The following is a 17,577-nucleotide window of genomic DNA, read 5'->3' as shown; positions in this document are numbered from 1 at the left end:
CACAGCCCTGGTCAGAGGACGGCGAGGTCCGTGGGGCGTTGGTTGAGACGCTCCACCCCGTCCGAGGTCACGGCGACGATGTCCTCGATGCGGGCACCCCACCGGCCGGTGAGATAGACGCCCGGCTCGATGCTGAACGTCATCCCCGGTTCGAGCGGCAGGTCGTTGCCCTCGACGATGTACGGCTCCTCGTGCACGTCGAGCCCGATGCCGTGCCCGGTGCGGTGGATGAAGGTCTCCCCGAGGCCGGCGTCGACGAGCACCTGACGGGCAGCGCGGTCGACGTCCTGGCACGAGACCCCTGGACGCACCGCGTCGACCGCCGCCTGCTGTGCCGCCCGCAGCGCCGCGTATGCCGTGGCCACGTCGGCCTCGCGAGGTGACCCGACGGCATACGTCCTCGTGCTGTCGGAGTTGTAGCCCGAGTGCACCGGACCGCCGATGTCGACCACCACGACGTCCCCCGCCTCCACGACCCGGTCGCTCACGGAGTGGTGGGGGCTGGCGGCGTTCGGGCCGGAGCCGACGATGACGAAGTCCGCTGCGGCGTGGCCTTCCTCGACGATCGCGGCCGCGATGTCGGCCGCGACCTCCTGCTCGGTCCGGCCCGGTCGCAGCCATTCCCCGACGCGGGCGTGCACGCGGTCGATCGCCTCCCCGGCGAGGCGGAGCTCGGCGAGCTCCGTCGCGTCCTTGCGCATCCGCAGCTGGGCCAGGATCGGACCGGCGAGCCGCTGGTGAGTCGCGCCGGCGTCGCGAAGTCGGAGCACGTGCAGCGCGGGAGTCATGTCGGACACGGCGACGGGGCCTGGCGGCATACCGCCGACGGCGAGGGCGTACGGGTCCTCCCCGTCGACCCACGTGCGGACCTCGACGCCCAGGTCGGCGAACGGGACGTGGCCGAGGCCGGCATACTCCAGCTTCGGAGACACGAAGACCGGCGCCACGGCTGCGTCGGCCGGCACGACCAGTGCCGTCAGGCGCTCGAACGACGAGCCGCCCACCCCGACGAGGTAGCGCAGGTCGGACCCGGGCGACACGACGACGGCGGCGGCGCCGGCACGCTCAGCGGCCGACCTCAGCCGGTCGAGCCGGGCATGCATCGTCGTGACGGCAAGGACAGCGGAGCTCACACCCATGGAGGCGAATCTAGCCCGGTCGGCCGCAGGCTTCGGACTCCCCCTCGAGGGGGAACCGGACCTCCCCCGGCATGCCTAGGCTGGCGGCATGACCGACCGGTGGCGTGGGGGGCTCGAGCGCGCGGAAGCGTGGTTCGGCGTCGACGTGCCGTGGGAGCGGGTGCCGGCCGACCCCGCTCGGACGCGTCGGGTCGACACGTGGGTCGCGTTGGGCTTCCTTGTCACCGGCTCGCTCGGGGTCGAGCTGCTGCGCAGCATCGACGCGCTCGGCACGAACCACCCGGACGCGCTGCCCCACATCCTCGTGGCGACCGGCACGCTCCCGCTGATCTGGCGGCGCCAGTGGCCGCTCGCGATCACGGCGCTGCTGGCGCTGCACATGTTCGTCACCGGCCTGACCATGCCTGCGGTGATGTCGTCCGTGCCGATGCAGGCGTGCTACTTCTTCGCGCTGTTCACGGGCGTCGCGTGGGCGCGCGACCGACGCGCGATGATCGGGGTCGTCGCCGGTGTCGTGCTGCTGATGTTCGGCTGGCTGACCTGGCAGTATGCCGTCGGCAGCGGTATCGACGAGCTGCTGACACGGGACGGCCGGCCCCTTCCGCGGCAGGGCCTGTTCAGCCCGGTCGCGGCCTACATCGTCTACACCCTGCTCATCAACATCTTCTACTTCGGTGGCGCCATCGTCGGTGGGCAGCTCGCGTGGCGCGCGGCGCTGTCGCGGGACCGGCTGGCAGAGCAGGCCCACACCATCGACGCGCAGGCCGCCAGCCTGCAGCGGCAGGCGGTCGTCGAGGAGCGGCTGCGGATCGCCCGTGAGCTGCACGACGTCGTGGCCCACCACGTATCGGTCATCGGCATCCAGGCCGCAGCGGCGCGGCGGGTGCTGCGCCGTGACCCGGACGCCGCCGAGCAGGCCCTCCGGTCGGTGGAGACCTCGTCCCGCGACGCGGTGAACCAGATGCGTGGACTGCTCGGCACCCTGCGCGCCGACGACTCCGACCCCGGCAGCGCCACGAGCCGGGCACCCGAGCCGGGACTCGCCGATGTGCCCGACCTCGTCGAGTCGGCGGGCGCGCCGGGTCTCGCGACCCGCTGCGAGGTGGTCGAGGACGCGCCCGGCGCCGTCGCTGCGGTGCCCGCGCCGATCGGGCTGTCCCTCTACCGCACGGTGCAGGAAGCTCTGGCGAACGTTCGGCGCCACTCGACCGCCACTGCCGCAACGGTTTTCGTCCGAGTCGACCGACGCGCTGAGAACGGCTTCGCCCACGGGTTCGCCGAGGTCGAGATCCTCGACGAGGGCCGACCGCGGTCCGGCACCTCGGGCACCGGGCTCGGTCTGCTCGGCGTGCGCGAGCGCCTCGCCACCCATGGTGGGGTGAGCGAGATCGGGCCCCGCGTCACCGGTGGCTACCGAGTACGCGTCCGTATGCCGCTTCCCGAGGAGACGCCGTGACGCGAGTCCTGCTCGTGGACGACCAACAGCTCGTCCGGTCCGGCTTCTCCCTCATCCTCTCGGTCGAGGACGACCTCGAGGTCGTCGGCGAGGCCAGCGACGGCGCCGAGGCGGTGCGTCTCACGCGCGAGCTGTGCCCCGACGTCGTCCTCATGGACGTGCAGATGCCGGTCATGGACGGCATCGATGCGACCCGGGCGATCGTCGCCGAGGACCTGTCCAAGGTCCTCATCCTGACCACGTTCGACCGGGACGACTACGTCTTCTCCGGCCTGGCCGCCGGGGCGAGCGGCTTCCTGCTGAAGAACTCCGACGCCGAGCACCTCATCGAGGCGGTGCGGACGGTCGCCGACGGGCACGCGCTGCTGGCGCCGGAGGTCACCCGCCGGGTGATCGAGCAGATGACCCACGGTCGCGTGGGCACCGTGCCCCAGCCCTCGGGGGTTCTCTCCCCGCGGCTGGCCGACCTGACCCCGCGCGAGCTCGAGGTGCTCGTGCTGGTCGGGCGCGGGCTGTCCAACGCCGAGATCGCCATCGAGCTCTTCGTCGGCGAGGCGACCGTGAAGACCCACCTGTCCAACGTGTTCAGCAAGCTGCACCTGCGCGACCGGGTCCAAGCCGTGGTGCTCGCCTATGAGGCCGGGCTCATCCTCCCGGGGGACGTGCCGACTCCCCCGCCGGGCTGATCCCTCGCATTCGGTCCGCGACCTAGCGTTGCTGGTGCAGCCATGACCACCAGCGACAGGGACAGGGACCGACGATGACCGACTTGACCGACCTGACCAGTCGGACCGGCGTGCGGGTGCCGCCCGGCGCCGACCGCCGGGGCACCGCAGACATCGAGGTACGCCACCTGACCCGCACCTTCGGGGAGGTCACCGCGGTGGACGACGTCAGCTTCACCGTCCCCGCGGGGCAGCTGACCGGGTTCGTCGGCGGCAACGGAGCGGGCAAGACGACGACGATGCGAATGATCGTCGGCGTGCTCGCCCTCACGTCGGGCGAGGTCCTGTGGGAAGGCCGGCCCATCACGCAGCAGGACCGCCGCCGTTTCGGCTACATGCCGGAGGAGCGCGGGCTCTACCCGAAGCAGCCGGTGCTCGACCAGCTCGTCTATCTCGGGCGACTGCGCGGCCTGAGCCCCGCCGCCGCGCGCGAGTCGGTGACGACGCACCTCGAACGGCTCGGCCTGGCGCACCGTGTGAAGGACCATGTCGAGAAGCTGTCCCTCGGCAACCAGCAGCGCGTCCAGATCATCGCCGCCCTCATGGGCCGGCCCCGCGCACTGGTGCTCGACGAGCCGTTCAGCGGGCTCGACCCGGCCGCTGTCGACAGCATGGCCGACCTGCTCCGCGAGCACACCGCCGTCGGCGTGCCGGTGCTGTTCTCCTCCCACCAGCTCGATCTTGTCGAGCGGCTCTGCGAGCGGCTCGTCGTCCTCTCACGCGGCCGCGTCGTCGCCTCCGGGACCCCCGACGAGCTGCGGTCCCATTCGGTCGCCCGGCATCGGCTCGTCCTCTCCGGCGACGCCGGATGGGTCCGCGGCCTCACCGGGGTCCACGTCGTCGACGTCGACGGGCCCAGCGCGCTGCTCGAGATCGTCGAGACCGGCGCGGAGCGTCGCCTGCTCGAGGAGGCGCTGCGCCGCGGCGACGTGTTCGAGTTCTCCCCCCAGCGGCCGAGCCTGGCCCAGATCTACCGCGAGGTGACGGCATGACCAGCATCGACGACCGGCGGGCCGGCTCCGGCATCGGAGCGGGCGAGAGCGTCGGCCAGGACGGGGGCCAGCGCCCCTGGCTCACGGTCGCCACCCGCGAGATCATCGTCCGGCTGACGAACCGCGCCTTCATCGTGTCGACCCTCGTCACCCTCGGGATCATCGCCGGGTACGGCGCATGGTCGGTCTGGCAGGCGAACCGCACGACGACCTACACGATCGCGGTCACCGACCAGGACGCCGGGCGCCTCGTCGCCGCCGCGGCCACCACGGCCCACTCGAACGACGACACCGTCGAGGTCAAGGCCAAGACCGTGAACGATCCGGCCGCTGCACGTGCCGCAGTCGACGCCGGTGACGCGAAGGCCTGGCTGCACGAGGGCGGCAGCGGCTGGGTCCTCACCTCCGCAGACGACGTCGACTTCACCCTGCAGACGGCGCTCGAGACGGCCGTGCGCGACCAGGCCCTGGCCGACAACGCGGCAACCGCCGGCACGACCGTGCAGGCCCTGTCCAGAGGAACCACACTGACGACGGCGCGGTTCGACGGCGAGGTGTCCAACACCGGCTTCGTGCGGGGTGCGACCTTCGCCTTCGCGCTGCTGTTCTTCATGGCGGCGGTGATGTTCGGGCAGCAGATCGCCGCGAGCGTCGTCGAGGAGAAGCAGTCACGCCTCGTCGAGATCATCGCCACGGCAATTCCCTTGCGGCAGCTACTTGCCGGCAAGGTCGTGGGCAACTCGACCATCGCGCTCGGACAGGTGGTGCTGTTCGCCGGCGTGGGGCTCGTCGCGGTGTCGTTCACGCAGTGGTCGAGCCTGCTGCCCACGCTGTCGACTGCGGTGGTGTGGTTCGTCCTCTTCTTCGCCGTGGGCTTCTTCGCCCTCGCCTGCCTCTTCGCAGTCGCCGGGGCGCTGGCGTCCCGCATGGAGGACCTCCAGTCGACCACCGCACCGATGACGACCGTGCTGATGCTCGTCTACCTGCTCAGCTTCGGCCTGACCGGCACGGGTCTCAAGATCGCGTCGTTCGTGCCGATCGCGTCGGTCATCGCGATGCCCTCGAGGATCCTGTCCGGCGACGCGGCCTGGTGGGAGCCGGTGCTGTCGCTGCTGATCATGGCGGTGTTCTCCGCGGCCACCATCGTGCTCGGCGAGCGGATCTACCGCCGGTCGCTCATGCAGAACCGCGGCCGGCTGTCCTGGCGCCAGGCGATGACCGCCGAGGACTGACCCCGGGAGCACGTCGAACGGGCCGGGGAGACCCGGCCCGACGGCATACTGCTCAGTCCTCGATCCGGAAGCCGACCTTGATCGTCACCTGGTAGTGCGCCACGGCTCCGTCCTCGAGGTGGCCACGGACCTGGACGACCTCGAACCAGTCGAGGTTGCGCATCGTCTTGTGGGCTCGGGCGATGGCTCCCTGGATCGCGTCGTCGATCGAGGTCTCCGACGTGCCGACGATCTCGGAGATGCCGTAGGTGTGTGCAGCCATGCCGTGCTCCTTCCGGATTCTCCCGGCCTCGTCGCCGGCAGTGCGACCATCGTCCGCGCGGTGGCCCGACGCGGTCAACGGGATGCGCGCGGAGCCGGCCGCCCGCACCACGAGTGCGCCACGGCGCAGGTGTGGTTGGTCTCGGCCCGTGGGCCCACCACAACTGCGCCGTGGCGCGGGTCTGTCGTCAGGAGGTATGCCGCGGCAGGGCTCAGTTCATCGGCTGCTGCGGGATGCGGCTCTGGACGACCGGCGGAGCGCCCCAGGCGAGGTCGGCCTGGAGCGCCCGGTATGCCGGCTTCGGCTGGTAGCTCGTGTCATAGATCGCGGCGAGCGCCTCACGGCCCTTTCCGCTGCCGAAGTCCCAGGTGTTGGTCCAGTTGTGGTTGTCGTCGAAGCCCCAGACGGTGAAGGACAGGCAGTGCCGGCTCTGCAGACAGCCTTGGAGCAGGGCGCTGTAGTTGTACGCCTGCGCCTGCAGCAGCGGGTTCATCGTGTCGCCGGTCTGAGTCTCCGGGAGCAGGTTCCGCACGTCGACCTCGGTCATCGCGGTGGCGATGCCCAGGCCGGCGAACCGGTTCAGAGCATCCGCGATCTGCAGCGGCGAGTAGTTGCCGTAGCGCGTCGACAGGTGGGCCTGCGAGCCGACACCGTCGACCGGAACCCCTTGTGCGCGAAGGTTTCTGACCATCTCATAGACGAACTCGGTCTTGTCGAGCGGGCCGAGGTCGCCGAAGGCGTCGATGTTGTAGTCGTTGTAGAAGAGCAGCGCCTTCGGGTCCGCCTGGCGGGCCCAGCGGAAGGAGTCGGCGATGAAGCTCTCGCCGAGGTGCTGGTACCAGAAGCCCTTGTAGCCGATGTGCCCGTTCTGGCTGTCCCACGGGTCGGTGACCGCCTCGTTGACGACGTCCCACTGCCAGATCTTGCCCTTGAAGTGGTCGACGACGGTCTTGATGTGGTTCTCGAGGATCGCCCGGAGTTCGGTGTTGGAGATCGTCCCGTTCGCGACGCCCTCGGTCAGCCACGCGGGCAGCTGGTTCTGCCAGACGAGGACGTGGCCGCGGACCTTCTGGCCGTTGGCGGCGGCAAAGGCCATCAACTGGTCCGCGGGCCCCCAGTTGTACTGCCCCCGGACGGGTTCGATGGTCTCCCACTTCATGACGTTCTCGGCCGTCACGGTGGAGAACTGGGTGGACGCGATCTGGTGGTACTGCGGGTCGGAGAGCGCGTCGTTGTCGATCGCCGTGCCGACCGCAAGGCCGTGCTGGTCCGCGAGGTCCCGCAGGCTCTGGGTGGCGATGTCCGGGGCAGGGCGGTTCGCGAGCGCGGGGATGGCGACCCCGCCGGCGAGCGCGAGCGCGGCGATCCCGCCGACGATGGCGGCTCGGGTGCGTCTCATACTGTGCTCCTTTGCACGAGTTGAGAGGGAGGAGAAGATCGATCGATGTCGATAACGTTATCGACATCGATTAACCTATCGACGTCGGCCCACCGATGGCAACGGGTCGCCCACCCCGATCCTCCCCCCATCCCTAGGCCCCCGCACGATTCGAGGTATTCGATTCGAGGTGCAGGTTCGGGCCATAGGGCGACCTATCACCTCCATCGGAATACCTCGAACCGCCGGAGGGGTCGGGAGGGCTGGGTCGGAGGGGTCGGGAGGGCCTGGGCCTGGTCAGGCGGGCTGGGGGGCGAGGGCGATCGGGAGCGGGAGAGGCGCAGGCGGCGTCGGGCCGATGTAGCGGGCGGCGGGCCGGATCATCTTGGGGTCGCGGCTCTGCTCGAGGATGTTCGCAACCCAGCCGACGACCCGCGCCACGCAGAAGGTCGGTGTGAACATGCTCGGGTCGAGGCCGGCCAGCTTCATGACGACGCCCGCATAGAACTCGACGTTGGCGTGCAGCTCACGGCCGGGCTTGAGCTCGGCCAGACTGCGCTCGATCGCGTCCTCCACACCGACGGCGAAGTCGACGAGCGGGTCGTCGTAACCCTGGGCGATGCCCTTGAGCATCTCCGACCGCGGGTCGCGCGTGCGGTACACGGCGTGCCCGAAGCCCATGATCCGGTCGCCGGAGGTGATCCTGTCGCGGACCCAGGCCTCGGCCCGGTCCAGGCTGCCGATCTCGTCGAGCGACTCCAGCGCCCGGCTCGGCGCGCCGCCGTGCTTGGGCCCGGAGAAGGAGCCGATCGCACCGACGAGGCAGGCAGCCAGGTCGGCACCCGTCGAGGCGATGACTCGCGCGGTGAAAGTGGACGCGTTGAACCCGTGGTCCATCGTGGAGACGAGGTACTGCTCGACGGCGTGCAGGTCCCGCGCGGCCGGCACCTGGCCGGACACCATCCGCAGGTAGTCGGCCGCATGCCCGAGCGTCGGGTCGGCCGGGATCGGCGCGAGACCGCCGTGGATGCGGTGCGACGCGGCGAGGATCGTCGGCGTCACGGCAACGGCGGCGAGGGCTGCCGCCTGTTTCTCGTCCTCGTCGGAGTCGTAGAGCGGTCGCAGGCCCGCGACGCCGCCCCACGCGGACAGTGCGGTCCGAAGCACCTGCAGGGGGTCACGGCTGGTCGCGCAGATCGCGGGGAGCAGCTCGGCCAGCTCGGGTGGCATGACGCGAAGTCGCCCGACCTGCGCGGTGAACGCAGCGAGCTCGTCGTCCGTGGCGAAGCGGCCGTGCACGAGCAGGTGCCACGCCTGCTCGAACGACGCATGCTCGGCCACGTCGACGGCCGAGAACTCTCGGTAGTGGTAGAAGCCTTCTTCACCACGGACGTCGCCGAGCTGAGTGTCGGTGACGATGACCTTGGCGAGTCCGCGCGGCACGGTGACGAAGCCGTCGTCGGTCTGGGGGGCCTGGTTGCTGGACATGGCCTGCTCCTTTCGGGTTCACTCGTCACTGTGCGTATTGTTGATCAACATCGTCAATGTTGATCGGCTCAACCCCGGCCCAGGCCACCACCAGGAGACGACCATGACGGACCCGCATCCGGGATGGATCACGACGACCGAGGCCGCGCAGCGCCTCGGCGTGAAGCGCGCCACGCTCTACGCCTACGTCAGTCGCGGCCTGATCCGGAGCCGGCGCCGACCGGGGCAGCAGGAGAGCCTCTTCGACCGAGCGCAGGTCGACGCGATGGCCTCGGCGACGCGCCCGTCGGGGTCCCAGCCGGTCCTCCGGTTCCGCAGCATCGCGACCGCCGTGAGCAGTCAGACCGACGGCGACCTGCTCTTCCGGGGTGTGCCCCTGAGCGATGTCATCGCTCTTGGCTCGGTCGACCAGGCCGCCGCCCTGGTCGTGGGCGTCCCTGTGGCACAGGCGCTCTCGCCAGGCACACAGGTGCCCACGCCGGCCGATCGGACGGCATACGGACGAAGCGTCCCGGTCTCAGACCTCGATGCGGTCGACCTTTCCACGTTGCCGCTCGAACGACGTATGCCGGTCGCGGTCCAGCTGCTCGCGGCCGCCGACGCGTTCGCCAGCGACACGGACGCCGACCGCGTGCGCGCCACGGCCATGACGGCGATCCCAGCCGCCGTCCGGCTCGTGGCTGGCAGCACTGCCCGCCCGCCGGCATACGACCCGACGGACCTTGCCGCGCTGACCCTCGCGGCTCTCGGCGGCCGCGCCGAACGGGCCGCCGACGTGGACGCCCTACGCGTGCTGCTCGTCGCCCTGCTCGACCACGGCCTCACGGCCTCGACCCTCGCCGCCCGGGTCGCCGCGTCGACGCGCGCGGGGCTCTACGACTGCCTGGGCGCCGCGTACGCCGCGATGGCCGGACCGCTGCACGGGGCCGCACCGGTGGCTGCGCACGCACTCCTGGCCGACGGTGCCGACCCGACGCCGCTCGTCGCGAGGTCCCTGCAGGCCTACGGCAGCGTGCCGGGCTTCGGGCACTTCATGTACCCCGCCGGCGACCCGAGGGCCGAGATCGTGCTCGACGCACTGTGGCGTCGGAGAGGGACGACCCGGCTGCGCCGACGGGTGGAGGGGCTCGCCGCGGTCGTGGCCGAGCGCACCGGGTCGCTGCCGAACATCGACCTCGCGAGCGCCGCGGTGCTGCACGCGCTCGGGCTCCCTGCCGAGGCGGGGGAGGTCGTCTTCCAGGTGGCTCGCTCGTTCGGCGTCGCTGCGCACGTGGTCGAGGAGTACGCCGAGGAGCCGCTCCGATGGCGCGGCCGCGACCCGCAGGGGTGAGCCAGGACGGTCCGCCCCCGAGCGGTCAGACCGGCTGGCCGAAGACGTGTCGCCGAACCCAGGCGTGCATCGCGATGGCGGCGGCCGCACCGGCGTTGATCGACCGGGTCGACCCGAACTGCTCGATGTGCAGCACCGCCGCGCACTCGGCACGCATCGGCTCGGACAGCCCTGGCCCTTCCTGGCCGAAGACGAGGACGCACCGGCGGGGCAGGTCGTACGTCTCGATCGGCACCGAGCCCGGCAGGTTGTCGACGCCGAGCAGGACGAGGCCCTCGCCACGCGCCCACTCCGCCAGTCCTGCAGCGTCCGGGTGGTGGTGCTCGTGCTGGTACCGATCGGTCACCATCGCACCGCGCCGGTTCCAACGCCTCTTGCCAACGATGTGAAAAGCCTTGGCGCCCATGGCGTTTGCAGTGCGGATCACCGATCCGATGTTGAAGTCGTGGCCCCAGTTCTCCACTGCGACATGGAAGTCGTGTCTCCTGAGGTCGAGGTCCGCGACGATCGCCTCGTGTCGCCAGTAGCGGTAGCCGTCGACGACGTTGCGCCGGTCACCGTGGCGCAGCAGGTCCGCGTCCCACTGCTCACCCTCGGGCCAGTCCCCCTGCCAAGGCCCCACGCCGACCTGCGTGTCGTGCTTCGGCCGGGACGGTTCGTCGCTCACGCAGGCAGAGTCTACGAGCGGGGAGGAGTGGCGGCCGCCAGTGACGACCAGGGCGGTGTGCAGGAGGAGGCGGCACGGCCGTGCGGCGCGGATATCGCGGCCCCGAGAGCCGGGGCGCCGTGCCTTGCCTCCCCCTTCGCTCCCACAGTCATGGTTGCGTCAGTGCCCACGAGGCGGAAGTCCCACAGCCGCTTCGATACCCAAACGATGCAGACGTGTGGCCGGAGCGACACCGGATCCGGCAGGAAGCACCCAGCGAACGATTCAGGGATACCGAGCCCGACCGCATACCCTGTCACCCATGCACGCACTCGCCGCAGCCGCCGTCCCCGCCCTCGGGCCGAAGTGGATGGACCCTGCGTACCTGCTCGGCCAGTACGGCGACGCTTTCTTCTGGATCGCGCTCGCCATCGTGTTCATCGAGTGCGGGCTGCTGTTCCCGATCCTGCCGGGCGACTCGCTCCTGTTCGCCGTCGGCCTGTTCATCGCGACCGGCCAGGTGCACCTCAACCTCGGCGTCGCGATCCTGGCCCTGTGTGCTGCGGCCTTCCTCGGCAACGTCGTCGGATACGAGATCGGACGCGCTCTCGGGACACCGCTCTACAACCGCGACGGCCGCTTCCTCAAGAAGAAGTACTTCGACGAGACCACCGCGTTCTTCGACAAGCACGGCAACAAGGCTCTGGTCATCGGCCGGTTCGTGCCGATCGTGCGCACCTTCATCACGGTCGTGGCGGGCGTGAGCCGGATGGACCGCCACCGCTTCTTCACGTGGAGCGCCGTCGGTGCGGTGCTGTGGGTCACCAGCCTGACGCTGCTCGGCTACTTCCTCGGCAAGTCGTTCCCCGGCATCGCCGACAAGCTCGAGATCGCCATCGTGCTGATCGTGCTCGTGTCGGTGGTCCCGATGCTGGTCGAGTACCTCAAGCACCGCCGGCAGGCCAAGGCGATCGCGGCCGAGCTCGGCGAGGCGGCCGGAGACATCGCCGAGAGCGCGACAGGCGCCGACCAGCGCCCCTGAGGACGCTCCACGTACGCACGGCCAGGGCCCGGTTCGCACCGAACCGGGCCTTTGCCATGCCGGCGGCGTATGCCGTCACCCCCGGGTTCGCGGGAACGCCCGCGCGCGTGGGGGCGCCGTCGCAGAATCGATTGTCAGGGGCGACACGGAACGGAGGGCGAGGCATGGACTCAGGCGAGACGAGCGAGGCGGCCGGCGCGGACGACGTCGGCGCGCTCTACCGACGCAGCGTGCAGTGGTGGTCCGAGCGAGTGGCGGCGGTCACCGACGACCAGTGGGACCTGCCTACGCCGTGCACGGAGTGGTCCGTGCGGGACCTCGTCAACCACGTCGTCGGCGAGGACCGCTGGACCTCGCCTCTGATGCGAGGCGAGACGATCGCGCAGGTGGGTGACCGGTTCGACGGGGACCTGCTCGGGGACGATCCTCGCGGAGCCGGGCGCGACGCCGCGGACGAGGCGACCGCCGCCGTCGAGGAGACCTTGCCGAGCCACGGCACGGTGCAGCTCTCCTACGGCGAGGAGTCGATGGACGAGTACATCAGCCAGCTGACCGCCGACCACCTGGTGCACGGCTGGGACCTGGCCGTCGCCACGGGGAACGCCCGCGGGCTGGACCCCGGCCTCGTCGACGGGGTGGGCACGTGGTTCGAGCGGGTGGAGGATGCCTACCGCGGCGGTGGCGCCGTCGCGGCTCGGGGCGCTCTGTCCGGCGACCCGCAGTCGGACCTGCTGGCTCGCTTCGGCCGGGACGCGCGCTGGGGCCCCAACCACGCCGGGTTCGCTTCCTTCAACGCGGCCTTCTTCCGCGGCGACGTCGCCGCGATCATGGCTCACATGACCGACGACTGCGTCTTCGAGTCCACCGGCCCGGCACCCGATGGCGTCCGCCACGAAGGCGCGGCCGCGGTGCGGGCGGTGTGGGAGGAGCTGTTCACGCACACGCGGGAGCCCAGGTTCGTCGAGGAGGAGTCCTTCGTCGACGGTGACCGCGGCGTCCTGCGATGGCGCTATGAGTGGACCGCAGACGACGGCTCGACAGGACACGTGCGCGGCATGGACCTGGTGCGCCTGCGCGACGGCAAGGTGAGCGAGAAGCGCTCCTACGTCAAGGGGTAGGCCTGCGCAGGGTCACCAGCACTCAGGGCTGACTCGCCGACGGGTCCGCGGGCGCCGGCGACACGCTCGTCGTCGGCGCCGGCTCGGTCGGACTGGGTGGTCCTGGCGAGGGCGGCTCGGACGAGGTCGTGGGTTCAGGCGTGGTCGGGTCGGGCATGGTCGGGTCAGGCGTCGTCGGTGGCACTGACGTGACGGGAGGGGCCGGCGTGGTGGGCGGCACGCTCGTCGGCGGGATGGTCGTCCACGGGTTCGTCGCGGGCGGCCTCGAGGTCGGGCCCGTCGGCCGGGTCGGCACGCTCGGGCGCGCTGTCGGCACGCTCGGATCCGTGCGCGGCACGCCGGACGAGCCGGCCGGCGGGCGGCTCGTCGGTGTCGCCGCGCCAGGCGCGACGATCGTCGCATCGGGCAGCGGGACGTCGCCGTCCTCGACGGTGTGGACCACGCGGCCACCCTGGTCGAACACGACGTGCGGGACCACGGCATACGGGACGGACTTGGCGTCAGACGGCGGGAAGCCGAGGTACGGGGCCGGGTCGACGTAGCGGCTGTTGAGGATGACGTCGAAGTGCAGGTGGCAGCCGGTGGACCAGCCGGTCGTGCCGACGAGGCCGATCACCTGGCCCTGCTTGACGACGTCGCCTTCCTTGACGAAGAAGCGCGACTGGTGGCCGTATGCCGTCCTGAGCGTGGGCGTGTGCTCGATGATCGTGCGCAGGCCCCAAGAGGCCGAGACTTCGGCGTAGATGACCTTGCCCGCGGCCGCAGCCCGGATGGGGGTGCCGCAGGTGGCGGCGAGGTCGATGCCGGTGTGGAACATCGGCCGCCCCAGCACGGGGTGCACGCGCGGGCCGAACGACGAGGTCTCACCGCCGGGCACCGGGTGCACGAACACCGGCCTGCCGGTGACCGGGTCCGCCAGGGCGTACGGGGCGAGGACCTGCACCGCTATGGCCCGGGCCGCGAGCGGGGTGAGCTGGATGGCGGGGAACATGAACCCGCCGCCGGGTGCGTCGGCGAAGGCCGAGGCGGCGGTTGACCCCCCGCCGAGACCGGCGAGAGCACTGTCCGTGAGCCCGTCGCCGGCCCGACCGACCGCTGCCACGGCGCCGGCGACGACGGCCGGGGCGCCCGAGACCAGCATGACGTCGGTTCCCGGCACCTGGGCGGCACTGCCGCCCAGGAAGGACATCAGGCACAGCGCAGCCACGAGTGCCGCTATCGGTGCCCTGCGACCGCTCAGGCGGATGTCGAGGACCAGAGGTTCGGTGCGGGGTGTCAGCTCATCCACCGGCAGGCCAGCCTCCTGGTTCGTCGCGGCGCCGGGCTCCTGCCTGACGGTCGACCGCCGCGCGGCGCCATCCAGAGCCCCGTGCGGATGTCGGGGCTCATCGTGCGTCGGCTCAGGCGCACACCAGGCACCGAGGATGCGGCCACCAGGTGCAGAGGAGACGTCGTTCCGGCGACGCGCACGCTCACTCGTTGGGCGTCGTCCGGTCCACGCTCGGGTCGGGGGCAGTCGGGTCGACCGGTGCCTGAGCCTGCGGCAGCGGAGCTCCGGGCTGGGTCGACGGGCCACCGATCGCTCCGGGCTGGGTCGACCCGCCGACGGCGGGTGCGCCCGGCGTCGAGCCGAACGTGCCGGGCGCCTGGTCCCCGAACGAGATGTTCGGCACGGCAGCCTCGGACGCGGGGGTCTCGAAGTACTCCGCCCGGCGGACGCTCGCGATGTTCGCGACGATGTTGGACGGGATCGTCTCGACCTTGGTGTTGAGGTCGCGCACGAGGGCGTTGTAGTAGCGACGTGAGGACGCGATCCGGTCCTCGGTGCTCGTCAGCTCCTGCTGGAGCGCGAGGAAGTTCTGGTTCGCCTTGAGGTCCGGGTACGCCTCCGCGACGGCGATGAGCCGGCCGAGCGCCTGGCTCAGCATGCCCTCGCTCTGCGCCGCCTGGGCGGGCGACTGGCCGCCGGCCATCGCCGCGGACCGGGCTCGCATGACCTCCTCGAGCGTGCCCCGCTCGTGCGCGGCATACCCCTTGACGGTCTCGACGAGGTTGGGGATCAGGTCGTGCCGGCGCTTCAGCTCGACATCGATCTGGCGCCACCCCTCCTCGACCTTGTTGCGGAGGCTGATCAGCCCGTTGTAGGAGACGACGCCGAAGATGACGAGGAGCACGAGCAGGCCGAGCAGGATCCAGACGACGATCATGGGTTCTCCCCCAGCATCAGGTGGTCAGTGTTCTCGATCCTAGACCGGTGAGCGACGGCGTTGTCGTGGGTTCGTCCTAGGGTGGCGGGCATGGAGACGGACGTGCTCAGGTGCCGGTTCTCGGCCGAGCTGTGGCGCTGGGAGGCGCAGTCCGGCTGGTTCTTCGTGACCGTGTCCGACGACGCGTCCGCGCTGATCCGCGAGCGCCCCCGGCCGCCGCGCGGCTTCGGCTCGGTCCGGGTGCGGGCGACGATCGGCAGGACGACGTGGGCGACGTCCGTGTTCCCCGCGTCGACGCGGGGTGCCTACGTGCTGCCGGTGAAGAAAGCGGTCCGCACGGCCGAAGGGCTCGACGAGGGAGAGACGGCCGACGTGGTTCTGGAGGTGCTCGAGTGACGCCCGCCCGCAACCGCGTCAGCCCGCTCGGCGAGGTCGTGGCTGCGCCGGGCCGGGGCGCCTGGATGGGCAACCGCGGCCGGCTGCACGAGGGTGCCGGCACCCGTGACGTGGTGCGCAACCACCAGACGAAAGCCTGGATCACGTGCTCCCTGACGTTCTGGGACCGCCGGGTTGCCCAGTGGGAGCCTGGGCACTACACGCCGTTGTTCTTCCTCGACGAGGCGGTCGCCCTCTCGGCGGGACACCGACCCTGCGCGGAGTGCCGCAGACCGGCATACACCGAGTTCCGCGGCCTCGTCTCGCAGGCCCAGGGCGCTCCACGGCTGCTGGCCGGCGACCTCGACCGCCTGCTCCACGAGCAGCGGTGGGACCCGGCCGCGCGCAGCCGGCGCCTGCACGAGACGACCTGGTCCGCGCTGCCCACGGGCGCGTTCGTCCTGGTCGACCAGGGCCCGGCGGTCGTCGCCGACGAGTACCTGACGCTGTGGCAGGCGGACAACACCTATGGGCGCCGGCTGCCTCGTCCTCGAGCCGGCAAGGTCACTCTGGTGACGCCGCCGTCGACGGTCGAGGCGCTCCGGCGCGGGTACCCCGTCCAGGTCGCCGACTCAGCGCTCTGAGGGCGCACGCACGCTGGGTCAGGCGAGTCCGAGCTCCTCGAGCGAGTACGCGAACCGATAGTCGACGCCGGTCTCCGCCTTGATCCGCTCGCCCGCGCCGGTCGCCCGGTCGGCGATCGTCGCGACCGCCACCACCTCGGCACCGTCCTCACGGGCAGCCTCGACCGCCGCGAGCGGCGACGCACCCGTGGTCGTCGTGTCCTCGACGACCAGCACCCGGCGGCCCGAGATCGACGGGCCCTCGATGCGCTGCTGCAGCCCGTGCGCCTTGCCGGCCTTGCGCACGACGAACGCGTCGAGGCGCTCGCCGGCCGCCGCCGCGGCGTGCAGCATCGAGGTCGCCACCGGGTCGGCACCGAGCGTCAGGCCACCGACGGCGGCATACGACAGGTCCTTGGTCAGGTCGCGCATGACGATCCCGACGAGGGGTGCCGCCTCGCCGTCGAGAGAGATCCGGCGCAGGTCGACGTAGTAGTCGGCCTCCTTGCCGGACGACAGCGTGACCCGGCCGTGGACGATCGCCCTGGCCTTGATGATCTCGAGCAGCCGGGCGCGCGCCGCGGCGACGTCGGTACTGGCGGTCTGGCTGGCGGTGTGGCTGGCGGTGTCTGGCGTCTGGGTCACGCCTCGATGGTATGGCCCGCCGGCGAGGCCGTTGCCCCCCGGATGACCGGGGCCGTATGCACGGCGGTCAGTCGTTGCGCCGACCCGGCAGCCTGCCCATCCGGAGCTGGCTGCGCACGAGGGAGCGCGGCAGCAGCCGCACGAGACCGACGACAGCCTTGTACTGCGCGCTCGGCACCGAGACGACCCGGCCCCGGGCGACGTCGTCCAGACAGTCGCTGACCAGCTGCTTCGCGTCGAGCCAGAGCAGCTTCGGGCCGGGGCTCGAGATCCCGGCGCGCTGCTGGAACTCGGTCACGGTGAAGCCCGGGCAGAGCGCCGTCGCCGTGACGCCGGTTCCGCGCAGCTCGCCGGCCAGGGACTCGGTGAAGACCGTGACGTAGGCCTTGGCCGCGGAGTAGGAGCCTGAGGCGAGGAATCCGGCGACGGAGGAGACGTTGACGATCGCCCCGTGCCGGCGCTCGACCATGCCCGGGGCTGCGGCGTGCGAGAGCACCATCACGGCCCGGGTGAGCACGTCGAACATGCGCTCCTCGACCTCGAGGTCGTTGCGCAGGAAGCTCCGTTTGACGCCGTAACCGGCGTTGTTGACGAGCAGGTCGACGGGCCGGGACGGGTCCGCGAGGCGATCGGCGACGCGGCCGAGCTCCGGCCGGTCAGACAGGTCGGCCGGCAGCACCTCGACATCGACTCCGAAGGTGGAGCGCAGCTCGGCGGCCACCGCGTCCAGGCGGGGCACGTCGCGCGCCACGATGACCAGGTCGTGGCGTCGGGCGGCGAGCTGGACGGCGAACTCGTGCCCGATACCTGAGCTCGCCCCCGTGACGAGCGCGGTGGGCCGGGATGCAGCATCGCGGGTCATGGCGCACACCTTAGGCGCACACCCGAGGCGCCACTGAGCCGCAGCGCGGATTAGGGT

The 17,577-nt window shown here is 71.2% G+C and carries 18 protein-coding genes; 9 read left to right on the top strand and 9 right to left on the bottom strand.

Annotated elements, in window-relative coordinates:
• Nucleotides 1–11: 11 nt before the first annotated feature.
• On the bottom strand, nt 12–1,139 hold the full coding sequence (locus tag ACYVLP_RS24750; RefSeq protein WP_460629944.1) for a M24 family metallopeptidase: 1,128 nt from the start codon (nt 1,137–1,139) through the stop codon (nt 12–14).
• An 88-nt stretch (nt 1,140–1,227) separates the two neighbouring features.
• Between ACYVLP_RS24750 and ACYVLP_RS24745 the strand changes: the two genes are divergently transcribed.
• The 4 genes from ACYVLP_RS24745 (at nt 1,228) to ACYVLP_RS24730 (ending at nt 5,544) form a co-directional block, all read left to right on the top strand.
• Complete coding sequence (locus ACYVLP_RS24745) at nt 1,228–2,595, top strand: sensor histidine kinase (protein WP_460629943.1); 1,368 nt, start codon at nt 1,228–1,230, stop codon at nt 2,593–2,595.
• Nucleotides 2,592–3,281, top strand: a complete 690-nt coding sequence (locus ACYVLP_RS24740) for a response regulator (RefSeq protein WP_460629942.1) — start codon at nt 2,592–2,594, stop codon at nt 3,279–3,281. The genes ACYVLP_RS24745 and ACYVLP_RS24740 overlap by 4 nt, the downstream gene beginning before the upstream one ends.
• A 74-nt stretch (nt 3,282–3,355) precedes the next feature.
• The gene (locus ACYVLP_RS24735) at nt 3,356–4,312 is read left to right on the top strand and encodes an ABC transporter ATP-binding protein (RefSeq protein WP_460629941.1); all 957 of its coding nucleotides are present in this window, start codon (nt 3,356–3,358) and stop codon (nt 4,310–4,312) included.
• Nucleotides 4,309–5,544, top strand: a complete 1,236-nt coding sequence (locus tag ACYVLP_RS24730) for an ABC transporter permease (protein WP_460629940.1) — start codon at nt 4,309–4,311, stop codon at nt 5,542–5,544. The genes ACYVLP_RS24735 and ACYVLP_RS24730 overlap by 4 nt, the downstream gene beginning before the upstream one ends.
• Before the next feature lie 52 nt (nt 5,545–5,596).
• Here ACYVLP_RS24730 and ACYVLP_RS24725 read toward each other — a convergent pair whose 3' ends face one another.
• The 3 genes from ACYVLP_RS24725 to ACYVLP_RS24715 all read right to left on the bottom strand — a co-directional run bounded on the left by ACYVLP_RS24725 (nt 5,597) and on the right by ACYVLP_RS24715 (nt 8,672).
• On the bottom strand, nt 5,597–5,806 hold the full coding sequence (locus ACYVLP_RS24725; protein WP_452270853.1) for a dodecin: 210 nt from the start codon (nt 5,804–5,806) through the stop codon (nt 5,597–5,599).
• Nucleotides 5,807–6,017: 211 nt separating this feature from the next.
• Nucleotides 6,018–7,205 carry an endo-1,4-beta-xylanase gene (locus ACYVLP_RS24720; RefSeq protein WP_460629939.1) on the bottom strand — a complete coding sequence of 396 codons (1,188 nt, stop codon included), beginning with the start codon at nt 7,203–7,205 and terminating at the stop codon, nt 6,018–6,020.
• Nucleotides 7,206–7,481: 276 nt separating this feature from the next.
• Nucleotides 7,482–8,672, bottom strand: coding sequence for a citrate/2-methylcitrate synthase (locus tag ACYVLP_RS24715; RefSeq protein ID WP_460629938.1), 1,191 nt, complete (start codon nt 8,670–8,672; stop codon nt 7,482–7,484).
• Nucleotides 8,673–8,775: 103 nt separating this feature from the next.
• Here ACYVLP_RS24715 and ACYVLP_RS24710 point away from each other — a divergent pair, with 103 nt between their 5' ends.
• The gene (locus tag ACYVLP_RS24710; RefSeq protein ID WP_460629937.1) at nt 8,776–10,002 is read left to right on the top strand and encodes a citrate/2-methylcitrate synthase; all 1,227 of its coding nucleotides are present in this window, start codon (nt 8,776–8,778) and stop codon (nt 10,000–10,002) included.
• Between the two features lie 25 nt (nt 10,003–10,027).
• On the opposite strand, the gene ACYVLP_RS24705 is transcribed toward ACYVLP_RS24710, so the two are convergent.
• Complete coding sequence (locus ACYVLP_RS24705) at nt 10,028–10,669, bottom strand: TrmH family RNA methyltransferase (protein WP_460629936.1); 642 nt, start codon at nt 10,667–10,669, stop codon at nt 10,028–10,030.
• Nucleotides 10,670–10,970: 301 nt separating this feature from the next.
• Between ACYVLP_RS24705 and ACYVLP_RS24700 the strand changes: the two genes are divergently transcribed.
• Nucleotides 10,971–11,690, top strand: a complete 720-nt coding sequence (locus ACYVLP_RS24700) for a DedA family protein (protein ID WP_460629935.1) — start codon at nt 10,971–10,973, stop codon at nt 11,688–11,690.
• A gap of 164 nt (nt 11,691–11,854) precedes the next feature.
• Nucleotides 11,855–12,808 carry a TIGR03086 family metal-binding protein gene (locus ACYVLP_RS24695; protein WP_460629934.1) on the top strand — a complete coding sequence of 318 codons (954 nt, stop codon included), beginning with the start codon at nt 11,855–11,857 and terminating at the stop codon, nt 12,806–12,808.
• 22 nt (nt 12,809–12,830) lie between these two features.
• On the opposite strand, the gene ACYVLP_RS24690 is transcribed toward ACYVLP_RS24695, so the two are convergent.
• Together ACYVLP_RS24690 and ACYVLP_RS24685 are read right to left on the bottom strand one after the other, a co-directional pair.
• Nucleotides 12,831–14,096, bottom strand: a complete 1,266-nt coding sequence (locus tag ACYVLP_RS24690) for a M23 family metallopeptidase (protein ID WP_460629933.1) — start codon at nt 14,094–14,096, stop codon at nt 12,831–12,833.
• A 184-nt stretch (nt 14,097–14,280) separates the two neighbouring features.
• A complete protein-coding gene (locus tag ACYVLP_RS24685; RefSeq protein ID WP_460629932.1) occupies nt 14,281–15,015 on the bottom strand; it encodes a LemA family protein in 735 nt (244 codons plus the stop codon).
• A 90-nt stretch (nt 15,016–15,105) separates the two neighbouring features.
• On the opposite strand from ACYVLP_RS24685, the gene ACYVLP_RS24680 reads away from it, so the two are divergent.
• Both ACYVLP_RS24680 and ACYVLP_RS24675 read left to right on the top strand, forming a co-directional pair.
• Entirely contained in the window at nt 15,106–15,411 is a 306-nt protein-coding gene (locus ACYVLP_RS24680) for a DUF1905 domain-containing protein (RefSeq protein WP_460629931.1), read from the top strand.
• A complete protein-coding gene (locus ACYVLP_RS24675) occupies nt 15,408–16,034 on the top strand; it encodes a hypothetical protein (protein ID WP_460629930.1) in 627 nt (208 codons plus the stop codon). The genes ACYVLP_RS24680 and ACYVLP_RS24675 overlap by 4 nt, the downstream gene beginning before the upstream one ends.
• A gap of 18 nt (nt 16,035–16,052) precedes the next feature.
• On the opposite strand, the gene pyrE is transcribed toward ACYVLP_RS24675, so the two are convergent.
• A complete protein-coding gene (gene pyrE, locus ACYVLP_RS24670; RefSeq protein WP_460629929.1) occupies nt 16,053–16,658 on the bottom strand; it encodes an orotate phosphoribosyltransferase in 606 nt (201 codons plus the stop codon).
• A gap of 67 nt (nt 16,659–16,725) precedes the next feature.
• Nucleotides 16,726–17,520 carry an SDR family NAD(P)-dependent oxidoreductase gene (locus ACYVLP_RS24665; protein ID WP_460629928.1) on the bottom strand — a complete coding sequence of 265 codons (795 nt, stop codon included), beginning with the start codon at nt 17,518–17,520 and terminating at the stop codon, nt 16,726–16,728.
• Nucleotides 17,521–17,577: the final 57 nt, after the last annotated feature.

The organism is Intrasporangium mesophilum (assembly GCF_054783095.1).
Note: the sequence above shows the minus strand (reverse complement) of the source record. Positions and strands in the feature narration are given on the sequence as shown.